Origin of the sequence: Caloramator sp. E03 (assembly GCF_006016075.1) — a bacterium.
In the GTDB taxonomy this organism is placed as follows: Bacteria; Bacillota; Clostridia; order Clostridiales; family Caloramatoraceae; genus Caloramator_B.
Genome location: NZ_CP040093.1, coordinates 1,285,093 through 1,299,032 on the forward strand (window position 1 = coordinate 1,285,093; position 13,940 = coordinate 1,299,032).

Sequence of the window (13,940 nt, forward strand, 5' to 3'; positions counted from 1 at the left end):
ACATGTCAGAAAAATCCAACACATCAGATTAATTTAATTATAAACATTTTAAAACACATTGTCAAATAAATAACATCACTTTCCCATGGAAGCTATTGTTCTTGAAAGCTCATTTATACTTTCCGATAGCCTTTCAAGTTTACTTTCTACTCTAACAAGCAGATATACTGAAAGGACAATTGGAAATCCAAAATTAGCTATTTCTTTGAACATTTCTTCCATTTTTTCACCTCCTAAATTATTAGCCGGAAGAAAACTTCCGGCTAATAAAACTATCTTACATCTATCTGCTGGACATCCCTTGATATTATATTTGCAGACACTAAAGCTACAAGGTCTCCACCTGATGACTCAAATACGTTTTTTGATACAATAAGGTTCATAGCAGCTTTAATATTATCAGAAGTAAGATCATCTTTAATATCAGATAGGCTTATTGTAACATTGTTACCTGCTTGATTTTGAAATATCATCTGAAGTGTCTTTGTCAAAAGCTACACCTCCTTTCATAAATATAAAATATAAAATTTACTGGTTAATAAGCTCAATAACATCCTGCCTTAAAATAGCATCTACAGGATTTTTAAGAAGAGCTCCAATGCCTGATGCTATTTCAAATAAGTCTTGATCTTGTGCCGAAGTTTTTATTCTTCTTAATGTGGTATTGTCAAATACAGCATTTCCATTTGAATCAACCCCGGTTCTTACTCTTAAAATAAGGTTTGAAGAAACTTTAACACCATTTACAGCCATGCTTTTCACCTCCTTTCAATTGAATAAATTGTATTAAAAAGAAAAATTTATATATGGTATAATAAAAAAATATGTTTTTTAAGGTTGGTGATAGTATGATAATAAAAAATGGAAGAATAATAACTGAAAAGGGAATCATTGAAGGTTCTGTTGAAATAGATAAAGGAAAAATTATAAGAATATATAACGATAAGTATCCAAAAGGAGAAGGAATAGATGTATCAGGTTGTTTTATATGCCCTGGATTTATTGACATCCACATACATGGAATTGAAGGGCATGATTGTATGGAAGGAAATATTGAGGCAATAAATGAAATATCAAAAGCTTTAATAAAATATGGTGTAACATCTTTCCTGCCTGCAACTATGACTGAGGATTTAAAAAAAATAAGAAAAGCTGTCGAAATAATATCAAATACAAAGTCTAAAGGAACTGCCGGGGCTAAAATCCTTGGAATAAACCTTGAAGGTCCTTTTATTTCTCCATCTATGGCGGGAGCACAAGATCCAAAATACATAAAGAAACCATCCTTTGATACTTTTAAAGATTTAGCTAATGATTATATTAATGAAATAAAAATTGTAACAATAGCACCAGAGGAGGAAGGAGCAGTTGAGCTGATTGCCAATCTAAATAGCATTGGAATAATAGCATCAGTTGGACATACTAATGGAAATTATGACGACTTTATAAAGGGATATAAAGCTGGAATAAAGCACTGCACTCATCTTTTTAATGCCATGACAGGATTTCACCATAGACAGCCTAATATAGTTGGGGGAGTATTTAATAGTGATGTTACTGCAGAAATGATACTGGATGGAGTACATATTCACTTTGATGCTGTAAAAGTTGCTCTTAAAGTTAAAGGGATAGATAAAATAATACTTGTATCAGATGCTATGATGGCATGCGGGCTTTGTGATGGATTGTATAGTCTTGGAGGGCAAGATGTATATGTAAAAGATGGTCAAGCAAGACTAAAAGATGGTACACTTGCAGGTTCAACTTTAACTTTAAGTAAAGCACTTTATAATGCTGTAAATAACCTTAACATCACTTTAATCGATGCTATAAAGATGGTTACTTCAAACCCTGCTAAGCTTCTTAAACTTGATAATGAAATTGGATACATAAAAGAAGGCTTTTACGCTGATATAGTAATATTTGATGATGATATTAACATAAAACATGTTTTTGTAAATGGGGAAATGAAATTTTAATGTAAAATAAAAATAGCCCATTGGGCTATTTTTATTTTAACTCCTCAACTGCTTTCTTTATAGCTTCAACCTTGTCAAGCTTTTCCCATGGAAGGTCTAAATCTGTTCTCCCAAAGTGACCATAAGCTGCAACCTGTCTGTATATTGGCCTTCTAAGGTTTAAATTTTTAATTATTGAAGCTGGTCTTAAGTCAAATACTTTGTTTATAACTTCTACTATCTTATCATCTGGGAGTTTTCCTGTGCCAAAGGTGTCTACTTCAATTGAAACAGGCCTTGCAACGCCTATAGCATAAGCAACTTCAATTTCAAGTTTATCGGCAATACCTGCTGCAACAAGATTTTTAGCAACCCATCTTGCTGCATAAGCTGCTGAACGGTCAACCTTTGTTGGATCCTTTCCTGAGAAAGCTCCTCCGCCATGTCTTCCATAGCCTCCATAAGTATCAACAATTATCTTTCTTCCAGTAAGACCTGAGTCTCCTTGAGGTCCTCCAACAACAAATCTTCCTGTTGGGTTTATATAGTATTTTGTATTCTCATCAAGTAAATTATTTGGCACAACTTTTCTTATAACATGTTCTATGATATCTCTTTCTATTTGTTCTCTTGTAACTTCAGGGCTGTGCTGTGTTGATACAACTATTGCGTCAATTCTAACAGGTTTATCATCATGATATTCAACAGTAACCTGAGTTTTTCCATCTGGTCTTAAATAATCTAATGTTCCATTTTTCCTAACTTCAGCAAGCCTTCTTGAAAGTCTATGAGCCATTGCAATTGGAAGAGGCATCATTTCAGGAGTCTCGTTGCAGGCAAATCCGAACATCATTCCCTGATCTCCTGCACCTATTGCTTCAGCAACATCCATTTCTCCTTTTTTAGCTTCAAGGGCTTTATCAACTCCAAGAGCAATATCTGCAGACTGTTCGTCTATTGATGTTATAACTGCACAGGTATCACAGTCGAATCCATACTTTGCTCTTGTATAACCTATCTCTTCAATCGTCTTTCTAACAATCCTTGGAATGTCAACATAGCATTTTGTTGATATCTCTCCCATAACAAGAACCATTCCAGTTGTTACAGCTGTCTCGCAAGCAACTCTTGCCTCTGGATCCTGCTCTAATATGGCATCAAGTACCGCATCAGAAATTTGGTCGCATATTTTATCTGGATGACCTTCAGTTACCGATTCTGAGGTAAACAATCTTTTAACCATTTTTCTTCCTCCTTTATGTATAATAAAAAACCCCTTCTGTTAGAAGAGGTCTATTTTTCAAGAACCCTCATCTTCCAGAATACATAGATCCTGCTGGAATTGGCACCTTTCTTTTGCAGGTTGCCGGGTTTCATCGGGCCAGTCCCTCCACCTCTCTTGATAAGAGTTTAATACATATTAATTTTTACTAAGCAATAGTATCATAATAAATTAAATATGTCAACGGTATTGTTAGAAACTTATTTTTCTCCATTTTTGATTTTTGAGGACGGTTAGTGTGAAAATGTCCATTTACAAAAAAGGAAAAAAGTACAAGCCAAGGGACGGTTACTTATTTTATACACAATATCTGCAAAATTAGGGGTACATGCATAAAATATTTTATCTATTATTTAATATAATAAGTAACCGTCCCTGCTGTTGCCTTTGACAAGCCTAAAACTTTTTCATGTCGTCGTTGTGGCTACTTTTAGTCATGACCTGTTACTTATTATTTATAAATAAATAATAAATTAACCTCATCCCCTAAAGGTTATTATCTTTTAAGACCATTAATAATTTTTTATCTTGCATTAAATTGTCTATGAAGTATAAAAAGTAAGTAACTGTCCCTCTATTTTTTAAACATAAAAAAAGACGCTATATAGCGTCTTTTGGTGGAGGGAGATGGATTCGAACCATCGAAGTCACTGACAACAGATTTACAGTCTGCCCCCTTTGGCCACTCGGGAATCCCTCCTCGTATGGAGCCGGCTATCGGAATCGAACCAATAACCTACTGATTACAAGTCAGTTGCTCTGCCTATTGAGCTAAGCCGGCATATATGGTGGGAACAATAGGGCTCGAACCTATGACCCTCTGCTTGTAAGGCAGATGCTCTCCCAGCTGAGCTATGCTCCCTTTTTGTTTGCCGCACCGTTTAGCGACAATAATTAGTATACATAATATCAAAGCACAAATCAATCCTCAAATATAATTATTATTTTAATTTATATACACCATTCTTAATAATTCTTTTATTATCTCTTATAATCTATGTTATGCTTACATCAACATTTTTTAACTCCTTTATATATTATACTCTCTTCAAAATAAACCAAAGTATATTTTCATGGTAAAACTTTTAATATATAATGCTTATGTAAATCTTTTATAAATAAAATTATATATGTTCCATAAACTATTATAAACTAAATAAGGCGGTGTTAATTTGAAACAAATACTTGGAAGGTTAAGACGTGCAGTTGAAGATTTTAATATGATACAGGATAACGATAAAATAGCTGTTGGTCTATCTGGTGGTAAAGACAGTATGCTACTTTTATATGCTTTAAAGCTATATCAAAGGTTTTCACCACAAAAGTTTGATCTTTGTGCTATTACTGTAAATCTTGGATTCGATGGCTATAACCCATCCCCCCTCATTGACTTTTGTAAAGGCATCAATGTACCTTTAAATATAATAGATACTCAAATTGGAAAGATAATTTTTGAAGTTAGGCAGGAAAAAAACCCTTGCTCTATTTGTGCAAATATGCGAAAAGGTGCACTTAATAATGCCGCAAAGGCAATGGGTTACAACAAAGTTGCATATGCTCATCACTCTGACGATGTTGTTGAAACCTTTTTAATGTCATTATTTTTTGAAGGAAGAATAAATACATTCTCCCCAGTTGTCCATTTAGATAAAAAGGACATTTATGTTATACGCCCCTTTGTGTATGTTGAAGAAATAGATATATACGGTGCAATTAAAAAGCTAAACCTTCAAATTGTAAAAAATCCTTGTCCTGCAAATGGGAATACTAAACGTCAATATTTTAAAGATTTTATAAAAGACATGAGACATGAAATACCTAATATTAAAGAAAACATAATGGGTGCTATTAGTAATACCAAGCAAATAAACCTTTGGGATAAAGAAAAAATAAGAGAGATTTGCAAAAAAAATACTACTCAATAGGAATGTTTATTTCCTTCCCAAAATCATCAAATATGTATCCTGGACCCTCTGATAAATCATAGTTTACTACCTGCTCATATTCATTATTTAAAGTCTCAGGAACGTAAGAATTTTTAAATGTCGTCATAGCAATAACTGTAATGAGAGTAATTATTACAACAAGACCACTTAAAAGTATTCGACGCATTATATCCCTCCTATAGCTGATATTATGCTATTTTTTGTAGATTTTATTCATTAATTTTTGTAATAAAATTAATATCCCCCATTGTATATATAAACATGGGGGTGAATTATTTGGGCAATCAAAACTTAGATAGCCTCGGGCTCCGTGTAAATTATCTTGACAAAGATGCTTCTTTAACTCTTTCTAACTATTTATCTCAGTTTTTAAAAGAAGAAACTCTTATAGTCTGCATAGGTACAGATAAATGCATTGGAGATTGCCTTGGACCTTTAGTTGGAACTACTCTTAAAAAAAGCAATTTCCCTTATCCAGTAATAGGAACACTTGATAATCCCGCTCATGCAATTAACCTTGAATCGATACTTATTAATATAAAGAAAAAATATCCAAATCATTTTGTAATTGCAATTGATGCATGCCTTGGTTTTGAAGAATGTATTGGTGATATTCAAGTTAAATTAGGGCCTGTTCATCCTGGTAAAGGGGTAGGTAAGTCCCTTCCCAATGTAGGCAATTTATCTATTGTTGGAGTAGTAGACAGTATAGATAATAGCGATCTGTTTCCAATTAGGAATACAAGGCTTAGTTTTATAATGAACATGGCTGAAGTAATAGCTACCAGCCTTCTAATGGCATGTAAAAAGCAAAACGGATAGCAATGCTATCCGTTTATGATTGCAAACATTACCTCTCCTTCAGCCGCAACCTTATCTTCAACTTTTGCTAAAACCCTTGCCTTGCCTATTCCTCTTTTCATAGCAATAAGCTCAGCTTCCATATAAAGAACATCCCCAGGTACAACCTGCTTTCTAAACCTTACGTTCTCAATACCTGCAAGTACAGCAAGTTTTCCCTCATTTTCCTTTGCAGATAAAATTGCTACGCCTCCAACCTGAGCCATAGCTTCAACTATAAGCACTCCCGGCATTATTGGATGCCCTGGGAAGTGCCCCTGAAAAAAAGGCTCGTTAATTGTAACGTTTTTTACTCCAACAGCTCTTTTCCCTTCCTCTATTTCAAGTATCCTATCAACTAATAAAAATGGATACCTGTGAGGAAGTATCTTTTGTATGTCCACATTTTCCATATACTAATCCTCCAGTTTTATATTCCTTTTTAAAAGCATTTTAATTATTATGATAGCTATTCCACCACCAATTAGTGCAGTTATTAATTGTGGAATTCCCATCATTACAACAAGCTTACTTGCTACTTTTTCGGGTATGCTTATTTTAAATAAATATATAAGCTTTAGTGCTGAGAAGTATAAAAATAAATATTTTAAAACTGAACCTAATAAATATCCAAAAATCTGTCCCCATTTTTTATAATAACTTAAAACTCCAAAGGTTACAACATAAATTGCATTTCCTAAAGCAATAAATGGAATAAATGGAGCCATAGGCTGTGGTAACTGTCCTAACACCCATGCAGTTATGGGCGTTAAAACTCCAATTGCAACTCCCCACCATATACCACATGTAAAAGTTCCTATAAGAAGAATTGTATTTATTGCTGGTCCTACAATAAATTGATTTATCTGGGGTATATTTCTGCCAATAGTTTGAAACACTATAGCAATTGCAAGTAAAAGACCGCTTCTGACGATACATTTTACATCTTCCTTCATTTAAATCCCCCCAAAAAATAATTATTATTAAAAGCTGCCCCTATTAATTAGGGGAAGCTTTTAATAACCTGCAGCAGTAAGATCTTCAAGCTTATCAAGATTTTCTAAGGATTTGCCCGTACCAAGTGCTACACAAGATACCGCATCATCAGCCACCCTTACCGGAACGTAAGTTCTTGATTCTATAAACTTATCAAGCCCCCATAGTAATGATCCTCCTCCTGTCATAACAATCCCTTTTTCGCTAACATCAGCTGCAAGCTCTGGAGGAGTTTTCTCAAGTACAGAATGGATGCAGTCTGCAATAGCATTAATAGGTTCTTCAAGGGCATGCCTTATTTCTTCCGATGTAACTATAATGTTTTTAGGAAGACCGCTTACAAGGTCCCTCCCTTTTATCTCCATTGAAAGATCTTCATCACGTTTAAAGGCACATCCTATACCTATTTTGATATCCTCAGCTGTTCTCTCACCTATCATCATTTTATGCTCTTTTCTTATGTATCTTATAATAGCCTCATCAAACTTATCTCCTGCAATCTTTAAAGAGGATCTTACTACCATTCCACCAAGAGAAATTACAGCAACATCTGTTGTCCCGCCGCCAATATCTACTATCATACATCCACTTGGTTTTGATATATCAAGCCCTGCTCCTATCGCTGCTGCAACAGGCTCTTCTATAAGATATACCTTTCTTGCTCCAGCATTTAAAGCTGCATCCCTAACAGCTCTTCTTTCAACTTCAGTTGCCTCGCAAGGAATACAAACTACAACTCTGGGCTTTCCCCATCCTCTGGAGCCATAAGCTTTTTTTATAAAATATTTTAACATCTTTTCAGTAGAATCATAATCTGATATAACTCCATCCCTTAAAGGTCTTTTAGCAATGATATTTCCTGGAGTTCTTCCTATCATCTGCCTTGCTTCCTCACCTACAGCAAGCACCCTATTTGTACTGTTATCTAAAGCTACAACCGAGGGTTCCTTTAAAACAACACCCTTACCCTTTATAAATACAAGGATGGTTGCAGTCCCTAAATCTATACCCATGTCACTATTAATGCTAAACAATCCCATATTTTCACTCCCTACCTATTGCATTATACTTTATATTTCTATAAAATTTGTCAAATTCCTTCTTTTTTTCAAGATAATTTAGCAGGGAGCAATTATTTTTCACTCATTGACTGATTTATATTTCATTTTTGTTGCTCTTCCACCCCTAATATGCCTTTCAGCTTTGTTTATATCAAGAATTTTCTTTGCTTCCTTTGCAATTTGAGGGTTTATTTTAGGTAATCTTTCCGTAATATCCTTGTGTATAGTACTCTTACTAACACCGAACATTTTTGCTGTTTTCCTAATAGTTGATTTTGAGTCAATTATATAGTTTGCTACTTCAAGTACCCTTTCCTCAATATAGTCCTTCAATTGTTGTACCTCCTTCAAATGCTTCTTTTTAAATAATATGTTGATTTAAAGCCTTTTATAATAAAAAATATAAAACAATTCAAAAAAAGAGTGCTTGACAAACTTCCCCTAAGGCAAGCCTGCAAGCCCCTGTATTTTCTAACAATAACTCACTGCAAAAAATCCTGTGGATTTACTGTTATATAATCTTTTCCAGATTTTTTAAGTACAATGAAATGCAGGTGGCTTCCCTCTACAGCAACAGATTCTCTTACAGCTGTATCACCAACAACTCCTATTACCTGCCCTTTTTTAACGCTATCACCTTTCTTTACTTTTACCTCAGGGTCAAGGTTACAATATACTGTTCTAAGTCCGTTTCCATGATCAATTATTACTTTGAATCCATATCCGGGTTTTATGCCTTGTATTAATGTATCATCATTCAAAACATCTACAACCTTACCACTATCTGCTGCTTTTACCTCAGTACCAAGATCACATGCAATATCTATACCTTCATGGGTTTCCCATTGCTGCATAGTATTTGAGAACTGAAGATTTTCTTTATCAAACTTTTTAACTATCTCACCTTGAACAGGCATCTCTAATTTTAGTGCTATTGAAGAGGTAACAGATTTACTGGGTTCACTCTTTTTATTAGTACTATTAGTAGTTTTATCGGTTGTAGTAGTTTTTTGTGATGTAACAGAGTTTTTATCTTGCTGTTGCATAACAGGAGTTTCATTAGTTGGCTCTTCTTCTACATATTTAGGCTCTGAAGTATCCGGCTGTTGTAATTGTTGCTGAGTTTTTTCTTGAACCTGCGCATTTTTTCTCGCCGTAGATCCATTATTTTTTGATATGTATACAGCGGTTACGGCAACAATACAAAGACATATAAATAAGATGACGTAAAATCCTTCCCGGTCGAAAAGTTTTGATGATTTTTTAAATAGGTTTTTAATTCCCATATCACGCACCTCCATTTTATAGTTTGTCCAGAATATGGAATATAATACATGGATGTTTAAAAATATTATTAATTTTTTTGAAAAAATTAAAAAATAAAGCATCCTACATTTGTAAGATGCTCAATTTTATTCTTTTTTATTCTTCAAAATGTCATTTATTTTAACGATTTCTATTCCAGAATAGTAATGTTTTAATATTTCATCATATTTTTTCCCCCTTTTTCCCATTTCATTTGCTCCCCATTGACTCATCCCAACTCCATGACCATTGCCTTTAACTGTAAATGTTACATTTTTTGAATCTATAGAAATTGAAAAGTTTGTTGAATTAAGCCCCATAGCCCATCTTATATCAACCCCACTAAAAGTTTTATCCCCAACCTTTAAAGTCTTTACTCTCCCCCCTTGTGTGTAATCAAGTACCTTTACCTGGGTTGCAAGGCTGCTACTTGATATATTTGTTTTAGGGTTTAGCTGCTTTATTCTTTTTATAAACTCATCCCTTTTCATAACAACTTTTGATTGAAAGCTTGGAGATTCTTCTTCATTAGGGCTTTCTACACTAACTAAATATGGAACATCATATCCAAAAACCTCTTTACAATTTTCAGTTCTCCCTCCACTTGTTGAGTGAAACAATATATTCTTAGCCAGTTCACCTTTATATGACAAAACCATATCTTTCGTATCTTCAACTGCCTTGCTTATCTTGTTCCAATTAGCTTGTGCTTCCTTAGGATCCCAGTTCTTAAACCTTTCTTCCTTAGACATCCATGCCTGACAATGAACTTCACTACATACATCAGCATTAGGATGTTTGGAACATCCCCCTCCACCATATTTAGTCAAATGGGAGTATGCAAAGGTTCTTGCTGCAATCGCCTGAGCCTTTAGAGCCTCTTCATTAAAAGATGCAGGCATTTCAGCAGCAATTACACCCCTTAAGTAATCTTCAATATACATTTCAACGATTTTATTTTCATCTTCAACAAATACTTTAATTTTTACTCCCCCATTGTTATCACTATATTTAGTATCCTGAGGAACATTATCAATATAGCTTGAAAGCCTATTAATTACTCCAGGTATTTTTATTCCTGAGCCGATACCACCAAGTATAACTATGGGAAGCATTATCATTAAAAAGATAGTAATCAATACATAGTAACCAATTTTTTTCATTTGCTCCCCCCTTCCAAATAGAGGACAGTTCTCAATAAAATTTTATTATAAACTGTACAAAATTATGAAAAAATTTATTTGCAAGAATTATTTTATGTAAAAAGGCTGTATTAAAACACTAATACAGCCTTTTTACATATTTATTCTTTTTGTATTCTTTGAATGTTAGCTCCAAGGGATTGCATCTTCTCAACTATATTTACATAACCTCTATCAAGATGGTGAACCTCACATATTTCTGTTTTACCCTCTGCAACAAGTCCCGCAAGGACAAGAGCTGCCCCAGCCCTTAAATCTGTTGCCTTAACCTGTGCGCCAGTTAGTTTTGCTGTGCCCTCAACAACAGCACTTCTTCCATCTATTTTAATATTTGCTCCCATCCTTTTAAGCTCTGTAACATGCATAAATCTGTTTTCAAATACAGTTTCTGTTATTATTGATGTACCTTTAGCAATACTCATAAGGGCCATAAACTGTGCCTGCATATCTGTTGGAAATCCAGGATAAGGCATTGTCTTTATATCTACTGCCTTTGGAACACCATTTGCTACAACCTTAACCTTGTTTTGCTCCTCAATTACAGTAACTCCCGCTTCTTGAAGTTTTGCTATTACAGGCCTTATATGTTCCAAAATAACATTTTCAACTACAACACTTCCTTGAGTTATTGCAGCTGCAACCATATAGGTTCCTGCTTCTATTCTATCAGGAATCACCTGATGGGTTGTTCCCTTCAGTTCCTTAACTCCTATAATTCTTATTGTATCAGTCCCAGCACCTATTATATTAGCACCCATACTATTTAAAAAATTAGATAAATCCACTACTTCAGGCTCCTCGGCAGCATTTTCTATTATTGTTTCCCCTTGGGCAAGTACTGCTGCCATCATTATATTTTCTGTTGCACCAACTGATGGAAAGTCAAGATAAATTTTAGCACCTTTTAATTTATTACAATAGGCTTCAACATATCCATGCCCTAATCGTACATCAGCTCCTAATGCACAAAAGCCTTTTAGATGTAAATCGATTGGGCGTGTACCAATATTACATCCTCCCGGCAAAGATATCCTGCACCTTCCAAATCTTGAAAGTAAAGGTCCAATAACAAGAAAAGATGCTCTCATCTTTCTAACAAGCTCATAAGGTGGCTCTATTGATGTTATATTATCTGCTTTTATAGATATCCTATTTGATTTTTTATTTAAACTTATATTTGCACCTACAGAATTTAAAACATCACATATTACATAAACATCATCAAGGAAAGGAATATCTTCTAATTTACATTCAAAAGGACATAATAGGGATGCTGCAATGATTGGTAAAACTGAATTTTTGGCTGCACTAATCTTAACTTTTCCAGTTAATTTGCTACCACCTGAAATTATTATACTGTCCATATTAATCCTCCATTCATTCTAATACTCTGCATTTATAACTGGGGTTCCTATAAATATGTATGTGCAGCCCTCCGTTTTACTAAATCTTAAGGCAACATTAATATTAAAATCCTGCCCATTCACTTCTACTTTATCTTTAATATATGGAGAATATCCATAAAAACTAACAAGAGTTCTATCCTCCATTTTATCTATTAACTTAGCTTTGCTGCTTATAATCGTTTTTTGTGCTATTTCCTTCATTTCTTCATTTCCCATACTTTTTTTAAATTTTCCTTCTATTAAAGAACAAAAGGAGGGCTCTATACCGTATATAGAAAAGCAGTTATTAATAGTCCTCCTAATAATATTAATATTCATAATGCCGTCATATTGTGATTGGGTTAAACATACATATATTTCATCATTTTTATACTTATATGCTCTTATATTAATTGAAGATTTGTTATCGGTAAAAGACAGTTCAGAAAAGTTTCCATCTGTTTTAAGAGTATATTTACTATCTTGTTTTATTGAATTATACATTTTATTAATAACATCTATAGGTTCATCACTTGTTTTTATTATTCCTTTTCCTTCTACAGTTAAAGCAATAAAATCTGCATCTGTAGATTCGAAACATTTTTTCAATGCTGAATATCCATAGACCTGACTATTATAGCCTATATTTAATAACAAGAAGGATATTAAACAAATAATTGCCCATTTTTTCATACCATAACCTCCCTTCTATTCTAATTGTTAACATATTCCTTTTAAATTATTCTTATGTATTATTATTTTTCCCACAAAAAAAAGAAGTAAACTTACGCTTACTTCTTTAAAGGATAAAAATCCTGTGGCTTTTGATTTATTATTCCATAATGATAAAGTATTGCCTCTACAATTCTTTCAGAGGCTTTTCCATCTCCATAAGGATTTATAGAATATGCCATTTTATTATAAGCATTTTCATCTGATAAAAGAATAGAAATTTCTCTTATAATGTCATCCTTTTGTGTACCTATAACTTTTACTGTTCCAGCTTCAACAGCTTCAGGGCGCTCCGTTACATCTCTTAGCACTAAAACAGGTTTGCCAAGATGGGGTGCTTCCTCTTGGAGTCCTCCTGAATCAGTTAATACAAAATGGCATTTATTCATAAGATTATGGGTTTCTTTTGTATCAAGAGGAGGTAAAAGATGTACATTATTTACATTTCCAAGTATACCATAAACAGTATCTTTAACAACAGGATTTAGATGGACAAGATATATGAATTCTACATCCTTAAACCTTTCTGCTATTTCTTTAACTGCGCTACAAATATTTTCAAGTGGCTTACCCCAGTTTTCCCTTCTGTGAGCAGTCATCATTATAACTTTTTTATTATTATAATCTATTTTATTAAGTTTTTTAGTTTCAAATACATAATCTTTCTTTACAGTTGATTCCATTGCATCTATAACAGTATTCCCAGTTATAAAAATATCTTCTTCATTAATTCCTTCCCTCAAAAGGTTTTGTTTTGCCTTTAGAGTTGGTGCAAAATGCAAATCTGCCAAGGCTCCTGTAAGTTTTCTATTCATCTCTTCAGGATAAGGAAAATATTTATTAAAAGTTCTAAGCCCAGCTTCAACATGGCCAACTTTAACCTTGTTATAAAACGCTGCAAGGCTTCCTGCAAAGGTTGTGGTTGTATCACCATGAACAAGCATTATATCAGGCTTTACTTTTATTATTATATCTTCGAGCCTTTCAAGAACCTTATTTGTTATTCCAGAAAGTGTTTGCTTCTCTTGCATTATATTAAGATCAAAATCAGGCTTTATTTTAAAATATTCAAGAACCTGATCAAGCATCTGCCTGTGCTGTGCCGTAACACATACTATGGAATCAATATATTCATTTTCTTCAAGCTTTTTAATAAGTGGAGCCATCTTTATAGCTTCAGGCCTTGTTCCAAAAACAGTCATAACCTTTATTTTATCCACATTATCACCTCAC

At 33.7% G+C, this 13,940-nt stretch carries 17 protein-coding genes, 3 tRNA genes and 1 riboswitch; of the genes, 3 read left to right on the top strand and 17 right to left on the bottom strand.

Annotated elements, in window-relative coordinates; all coding sequences use genetic code 11:
* Positions 1-75: 75 nt before the first annotated feature.
* The 3 genes from FDN13_RS06370 to FDN13_RS06380 are packed head-to-tail and all read right to left on the bottom strand — an operon-like array spanning position 76 to position 753.
* Positions 76-222 carry a YvrJ family protein gene (locus tag FDN13_RS06370; protein WP_138979442.1) on the bottom strand — a complete coding sequence of 49 codons (147 nt, stop codon included), beginning with the start codon at positions 220-222 and terminating at the stop codon, positions 76-78.
* A gap of 50 nt (positions 223-272) precedes the next feature.
* Positions 273-491 carry a DUF2922 domain-containing protein gene (locus FDN13_RS06375; protein ID WP_243120274.1) on the bottom strand — a complete coding sequence of 73 codons (219 nt, stop codon included), beginning with the start codon at positions 489-491 and terminating at the stop codon, positions 273-275.
* A 37-nt stretch (positions 492-528) separates the two neighbouring features.
* Positions 529-753 (bottom strand): DUF1659 domain-containing protein, encoded by a 225-nt coding sequence (locus FDN13_RS06380; RefSeq protein ID WP_138979443.1) that lies wholly within the window; start codon positions 751-753, stop codon positions 529-531.
* Between the two features lie 95 nt (positions 754-848).
* Here FDN13_RS06380 and nagA point away from each other — a divergent pair, with 95 nt between their 5' ends.
* On the top strand, positions 849-1,979 hold the full coding sequence (nagA, locus tag FDN13_RS06385; protein WP_138979444.1) for an N-acetylglucosamine-6-phosphate deacetylase: 1,131 nt from the start codon (positions 849-851) through the stop codon (positions 1,977-1,979).
* A gap of 31 nt (positions 1,980-2,010) precedes the next feature.
* Here the strand turns inward: nagA and metK are convergent, their stop codons facing one another.
* The 4 genes from metK to FDN13_RS06405 all read right to left on the bottom strand — a co-directional run bounded on the left by metK (position 2,011) and on the right by FDN13_RS06405 (position 4,102).
* The gene (gene metK / locus FDN13_RS06390) at positions 2,011-3,201 is read right to left on the bottom strand and encodes a methionine adenosyltransferase (protein WP_138979445.1); all 1,191 of its coding nucleotides are present in this window, start codon (positions 3,199-3,201) and stop codon (positions 2,011-2,013) included.
* A 64-nt stretch (positions 3,202-3,265) separates the two neighbouring features.
* A riboswitch (SAM riboswitch) is annotated at positions 3,266-3,367 on the bottom strand.
* A gap of 488 nt (positions 3,368-3,855) precedes the next feature.
* Positions 3,856-3,940, bottom strand: a tRNA-Tyr gene (locus FDN13_RS06395).
* A gap of 5 nt (positions 3,941-3,945) precedes the next feature.
* Positions 3,946-4,021: transfer RNA gene (locus tag FDN13_RS06400), tRNA-Thr, on the bottom strand.
* Between the two features lie 5 nt (positions 4,022-4,026).
* Positions 4,027-4,102: transfer RNA gene (locus FDN13_RS06405), tRNA-Val, on the bottom strand.
* Between the two features lie 310 nt (positions 4,103-4,412).
* Here FDN13_RS06405 and FDN13_RS06410 point away from each other — a divergent pair.
* Positions 4,413-5,165 (top strand): ATP-binding protein, encoded by a 753-nt coding sequence (locus FDN13_RS06410; protein ID WP_138979446.1) that lies wholly within the window; start codon positions 4,413-4,415, stop codon positions 5,163-5,165.
* On the opposite strand, the gene FDN13_RS06415 is transcribed toward FDN13_RS06410, so the two are convergent.
* Positions 5,155-5,352 carry a hypothetical protein gene (locus FDN13_RS06415; protein WP_138979447.1) on the bottom strand — a complete coding sequence of 66 codons (198 nt, stop codon included), beginning with the start codon at positions 5,350-5,352 and terminating at the stop codon, positions 5,155-5,157. The two genes, FDN13_RS06410 and FDN13_RS06415, sit on opposite strands and share 11 nt — an antisense overlap.
* A gap of 110 nt (positions 5,353-5,462) precedes the next feature.
* On the opposite strand from FDN13_RS06415, the gene yyaC reads away from it, so the two are divergent.
* Positions 5,463-6,008: a spore protease YyaC gene (gene yyaC, locus FDN13_RS06420; RefSeq protein ID WP_243120275.1), complete on the top strand. Its 546-nt coding sequence runs from the start codon at positions 5,463-5,465 to the stop codon at positions 6,006-6,008.
* Positions 6,009-6,013: 5 nt separating this feature from the next.
* On the opposite strand, the gene fabZ is transcribed toward yyaC, so the two are convergent.
* The 9 genes from fabZ to wecB all read right to left on the bottom strand — a co-directional run bounded on the left by fabZ (position 6,014) and on the right by wecB (position 13,927).
* Positions 6,014-6,439, bottom strand: a complete 426-nt coding sequence (gene fabZ / locus FDN13_RS06425; RefSeq protein WP_138979449.1) for a 3-hydroxyacyl-ACP dehydratase FabZ — start codon at positions 6,437-6,439, stop codon at positions 6,014-6,016.
* A gap of 3 nt (positions 6,440-6,442) precedes the next feature.
* On the bottom strand, positions 6,443-6,982 hold the full coding sequence (locus FDN13_RS06430) for an ECF transporter S component (RefSeq protein ID WP_138979450.1): 540 nt from the start codon (positions 6,980-6,982) through the stop codon (positions 6,443-6,445).
* Between the two features lie 60 nt (positions 6,983-7,042).
* Entirely contained in the window at positions 7,043-8,062 is a 1,020-nt protein-coding gene (locus tag FDN13_RS06435) for a rod shape-determining protein (protein ID WP_138979451.1), read from the bottom strand.
* A gap of 99 nt (positions 8,063-8,161) precedes the next feature.
* Positions 8,162-8,416: a sporulation transcriptional regulator SpoIIID gene (spoIIID, locus tag FDN13_RS06440; RefSeq protein WP_138979452.1), complete on the bottom strand. Its 255-nt coding sequence runs from the start codon at positions 8,414-8,416 to the stop codon at positions 8,162-8,164.
* A gap of 149 nt (positions 8,417-8,565) precedes the next feature.
* The gene (locus FDN13_RS06445; protein ID WP_168190095.1) at positions 8,566-9,369 is read right to left on the bottom strand and encodes a M23 family metallopeptidase; all 804 of its coding nucleotides are present in this window, start codon (positions 9,367-9,369) and stop codon (positions 8,566-8,568) included.
* 126 nt (positions 9,370-9,495) lie between these two features.
* On the bottom strand, positions 9,496-10,551 hold the full coding sequence (gene spoIID, locus FDN13_RS06450; protein ID WP_138979454.1) for a stage II sporulation protein D: 1,056 nt from the start codon (positions 10,549-10,551) through the stop codon (positions 9,496-9,498).
* Positions 10,552-10,691: 140 nt separating this feature from the next.
* On the bottom strand, positions 10,692-11,954 hold the full coding sequence (murA, locus tag FDN13_RS06455; RefSeq protein WP_138979455.1) for a UDP-N-acetylglucosamine 1-carboxyvinyltransferase: 1,263 nt from the start codon (positions 11,952-11,954) through the stop codon (positions 10,692-10,694).
* 18 nt (positions 11,955-11,972) lie between these two features.
* A complete protein-coding gene (locus FDN13_RS06460) occupies positions 11,973-12,668 on the bottom strand; it encodes a YwmB family TATA-box binding protein (RefSeq protein ID WP_138979456.1) in 696 nt (231 codons plus the stop codon).
* Between the two features lie 98 nt (positions 12,669-12,766).
* The gene (wecB, locus tag FDN13_RS06465; protein ID WP_138979457.1) at positions 12,767-13,927 is read right to left on the bottom strand and encodes a non-hydrolyzing UDP-N-acetylglucosamine 2-epimerase; all 1,161 of its coding nucleotides are present in this window, start codon (positions 13,925-13,927) and stop codon (positions 12,767-12,769) included.
* Positions 13,928-13,940 lie beyond the last annotated feature (13 nt).

Excerpts from the sequence above, each read along its gene's own strand:
- FDN13_RS06460 (WP_138979456.1), bottom strand. The coding sequence starts at position 12,668 with ATGAAAAAATGGGCAATTATTTGTTTAATATCCTTCTTGTTATTAAAT.
- FDN13_RS06370 (WP_138979442.1), bottom strand. The coding sequence starts at position 222 with ATGGAAGAAATGTTCAAAGAAATAGCTAATTTTGGATTTCCAATTGTC.
- spoIID (WP_138979454.1), bottom strand. The coding sequence starts at position 10,551 with ATGAAAAAAATTGGTTACTATGTATTGATTACTATCTTTTTAATGATA.
- murA (WP_138979455.1), bottom strand. The coding sequence starts at position 11,954 with ATGGACAGTATAATAATTTCAGGTGGTAGCAAATTAACTGGAAAAGTT.
- metK (WP_138979445.1), bottom strand. The coding sequence starts at position 3,201 with ATGGTTAAAAGATTGTTTACCTCAGAATCGGTAACTGAAGGTCATCCA.
- FDN13_RS06445 (WP_168190095.1), bottom strand. The coding sequence starts at position 9,369 with ATGGGAATTAAAAACCTATTTAAAAAATCATCAAAACTTTTCGACCGG.
- FDN13_RS06415 (WP_138979447.1), bottom strand. The coding sequence starts at position 5,352 with ATGCGTCGAATACTTTTAAGTGGTCTTGTTGTAATAATTACTCTCATT.
- fabZ (WP_138979449.1), bottom strand. The coding sequence starts at position 6,439 with ATGGAAAATGTGGACATACAAAAGATACTTCCTCACAGGTATCCATTT.
- nagA (WP_138979444.1), top strand. The coding sequence starts at position 849 with ATGATAATAAAAAATGGAAGAATAATAACTGAAAAGGGAATCATTGAA.
- FDN13_RS06430 (WP_138979450.1), bottom strand. The coding sequence starts at position 6,982 with ATGAAGGAAGATGTAAAATGTATCGTCAGAAGCGGTCTTTTACTTGCA.
- FDN13_RS06435 (WP_138979451.1), bottom strand. The coding sequence starts at position 8,062 with ATGGGATTGTTTAGCATTAATAGTGACATGGGTATAGATTTAGGGACT.
- FDN13_RS06380 (WP_138979443.1), bottom strand. The coding sequence starts at position 753 with ATGGCTGTAAATGGTGTTAAAGTTTCTTCAAACCTTATTTTAAGAGTA.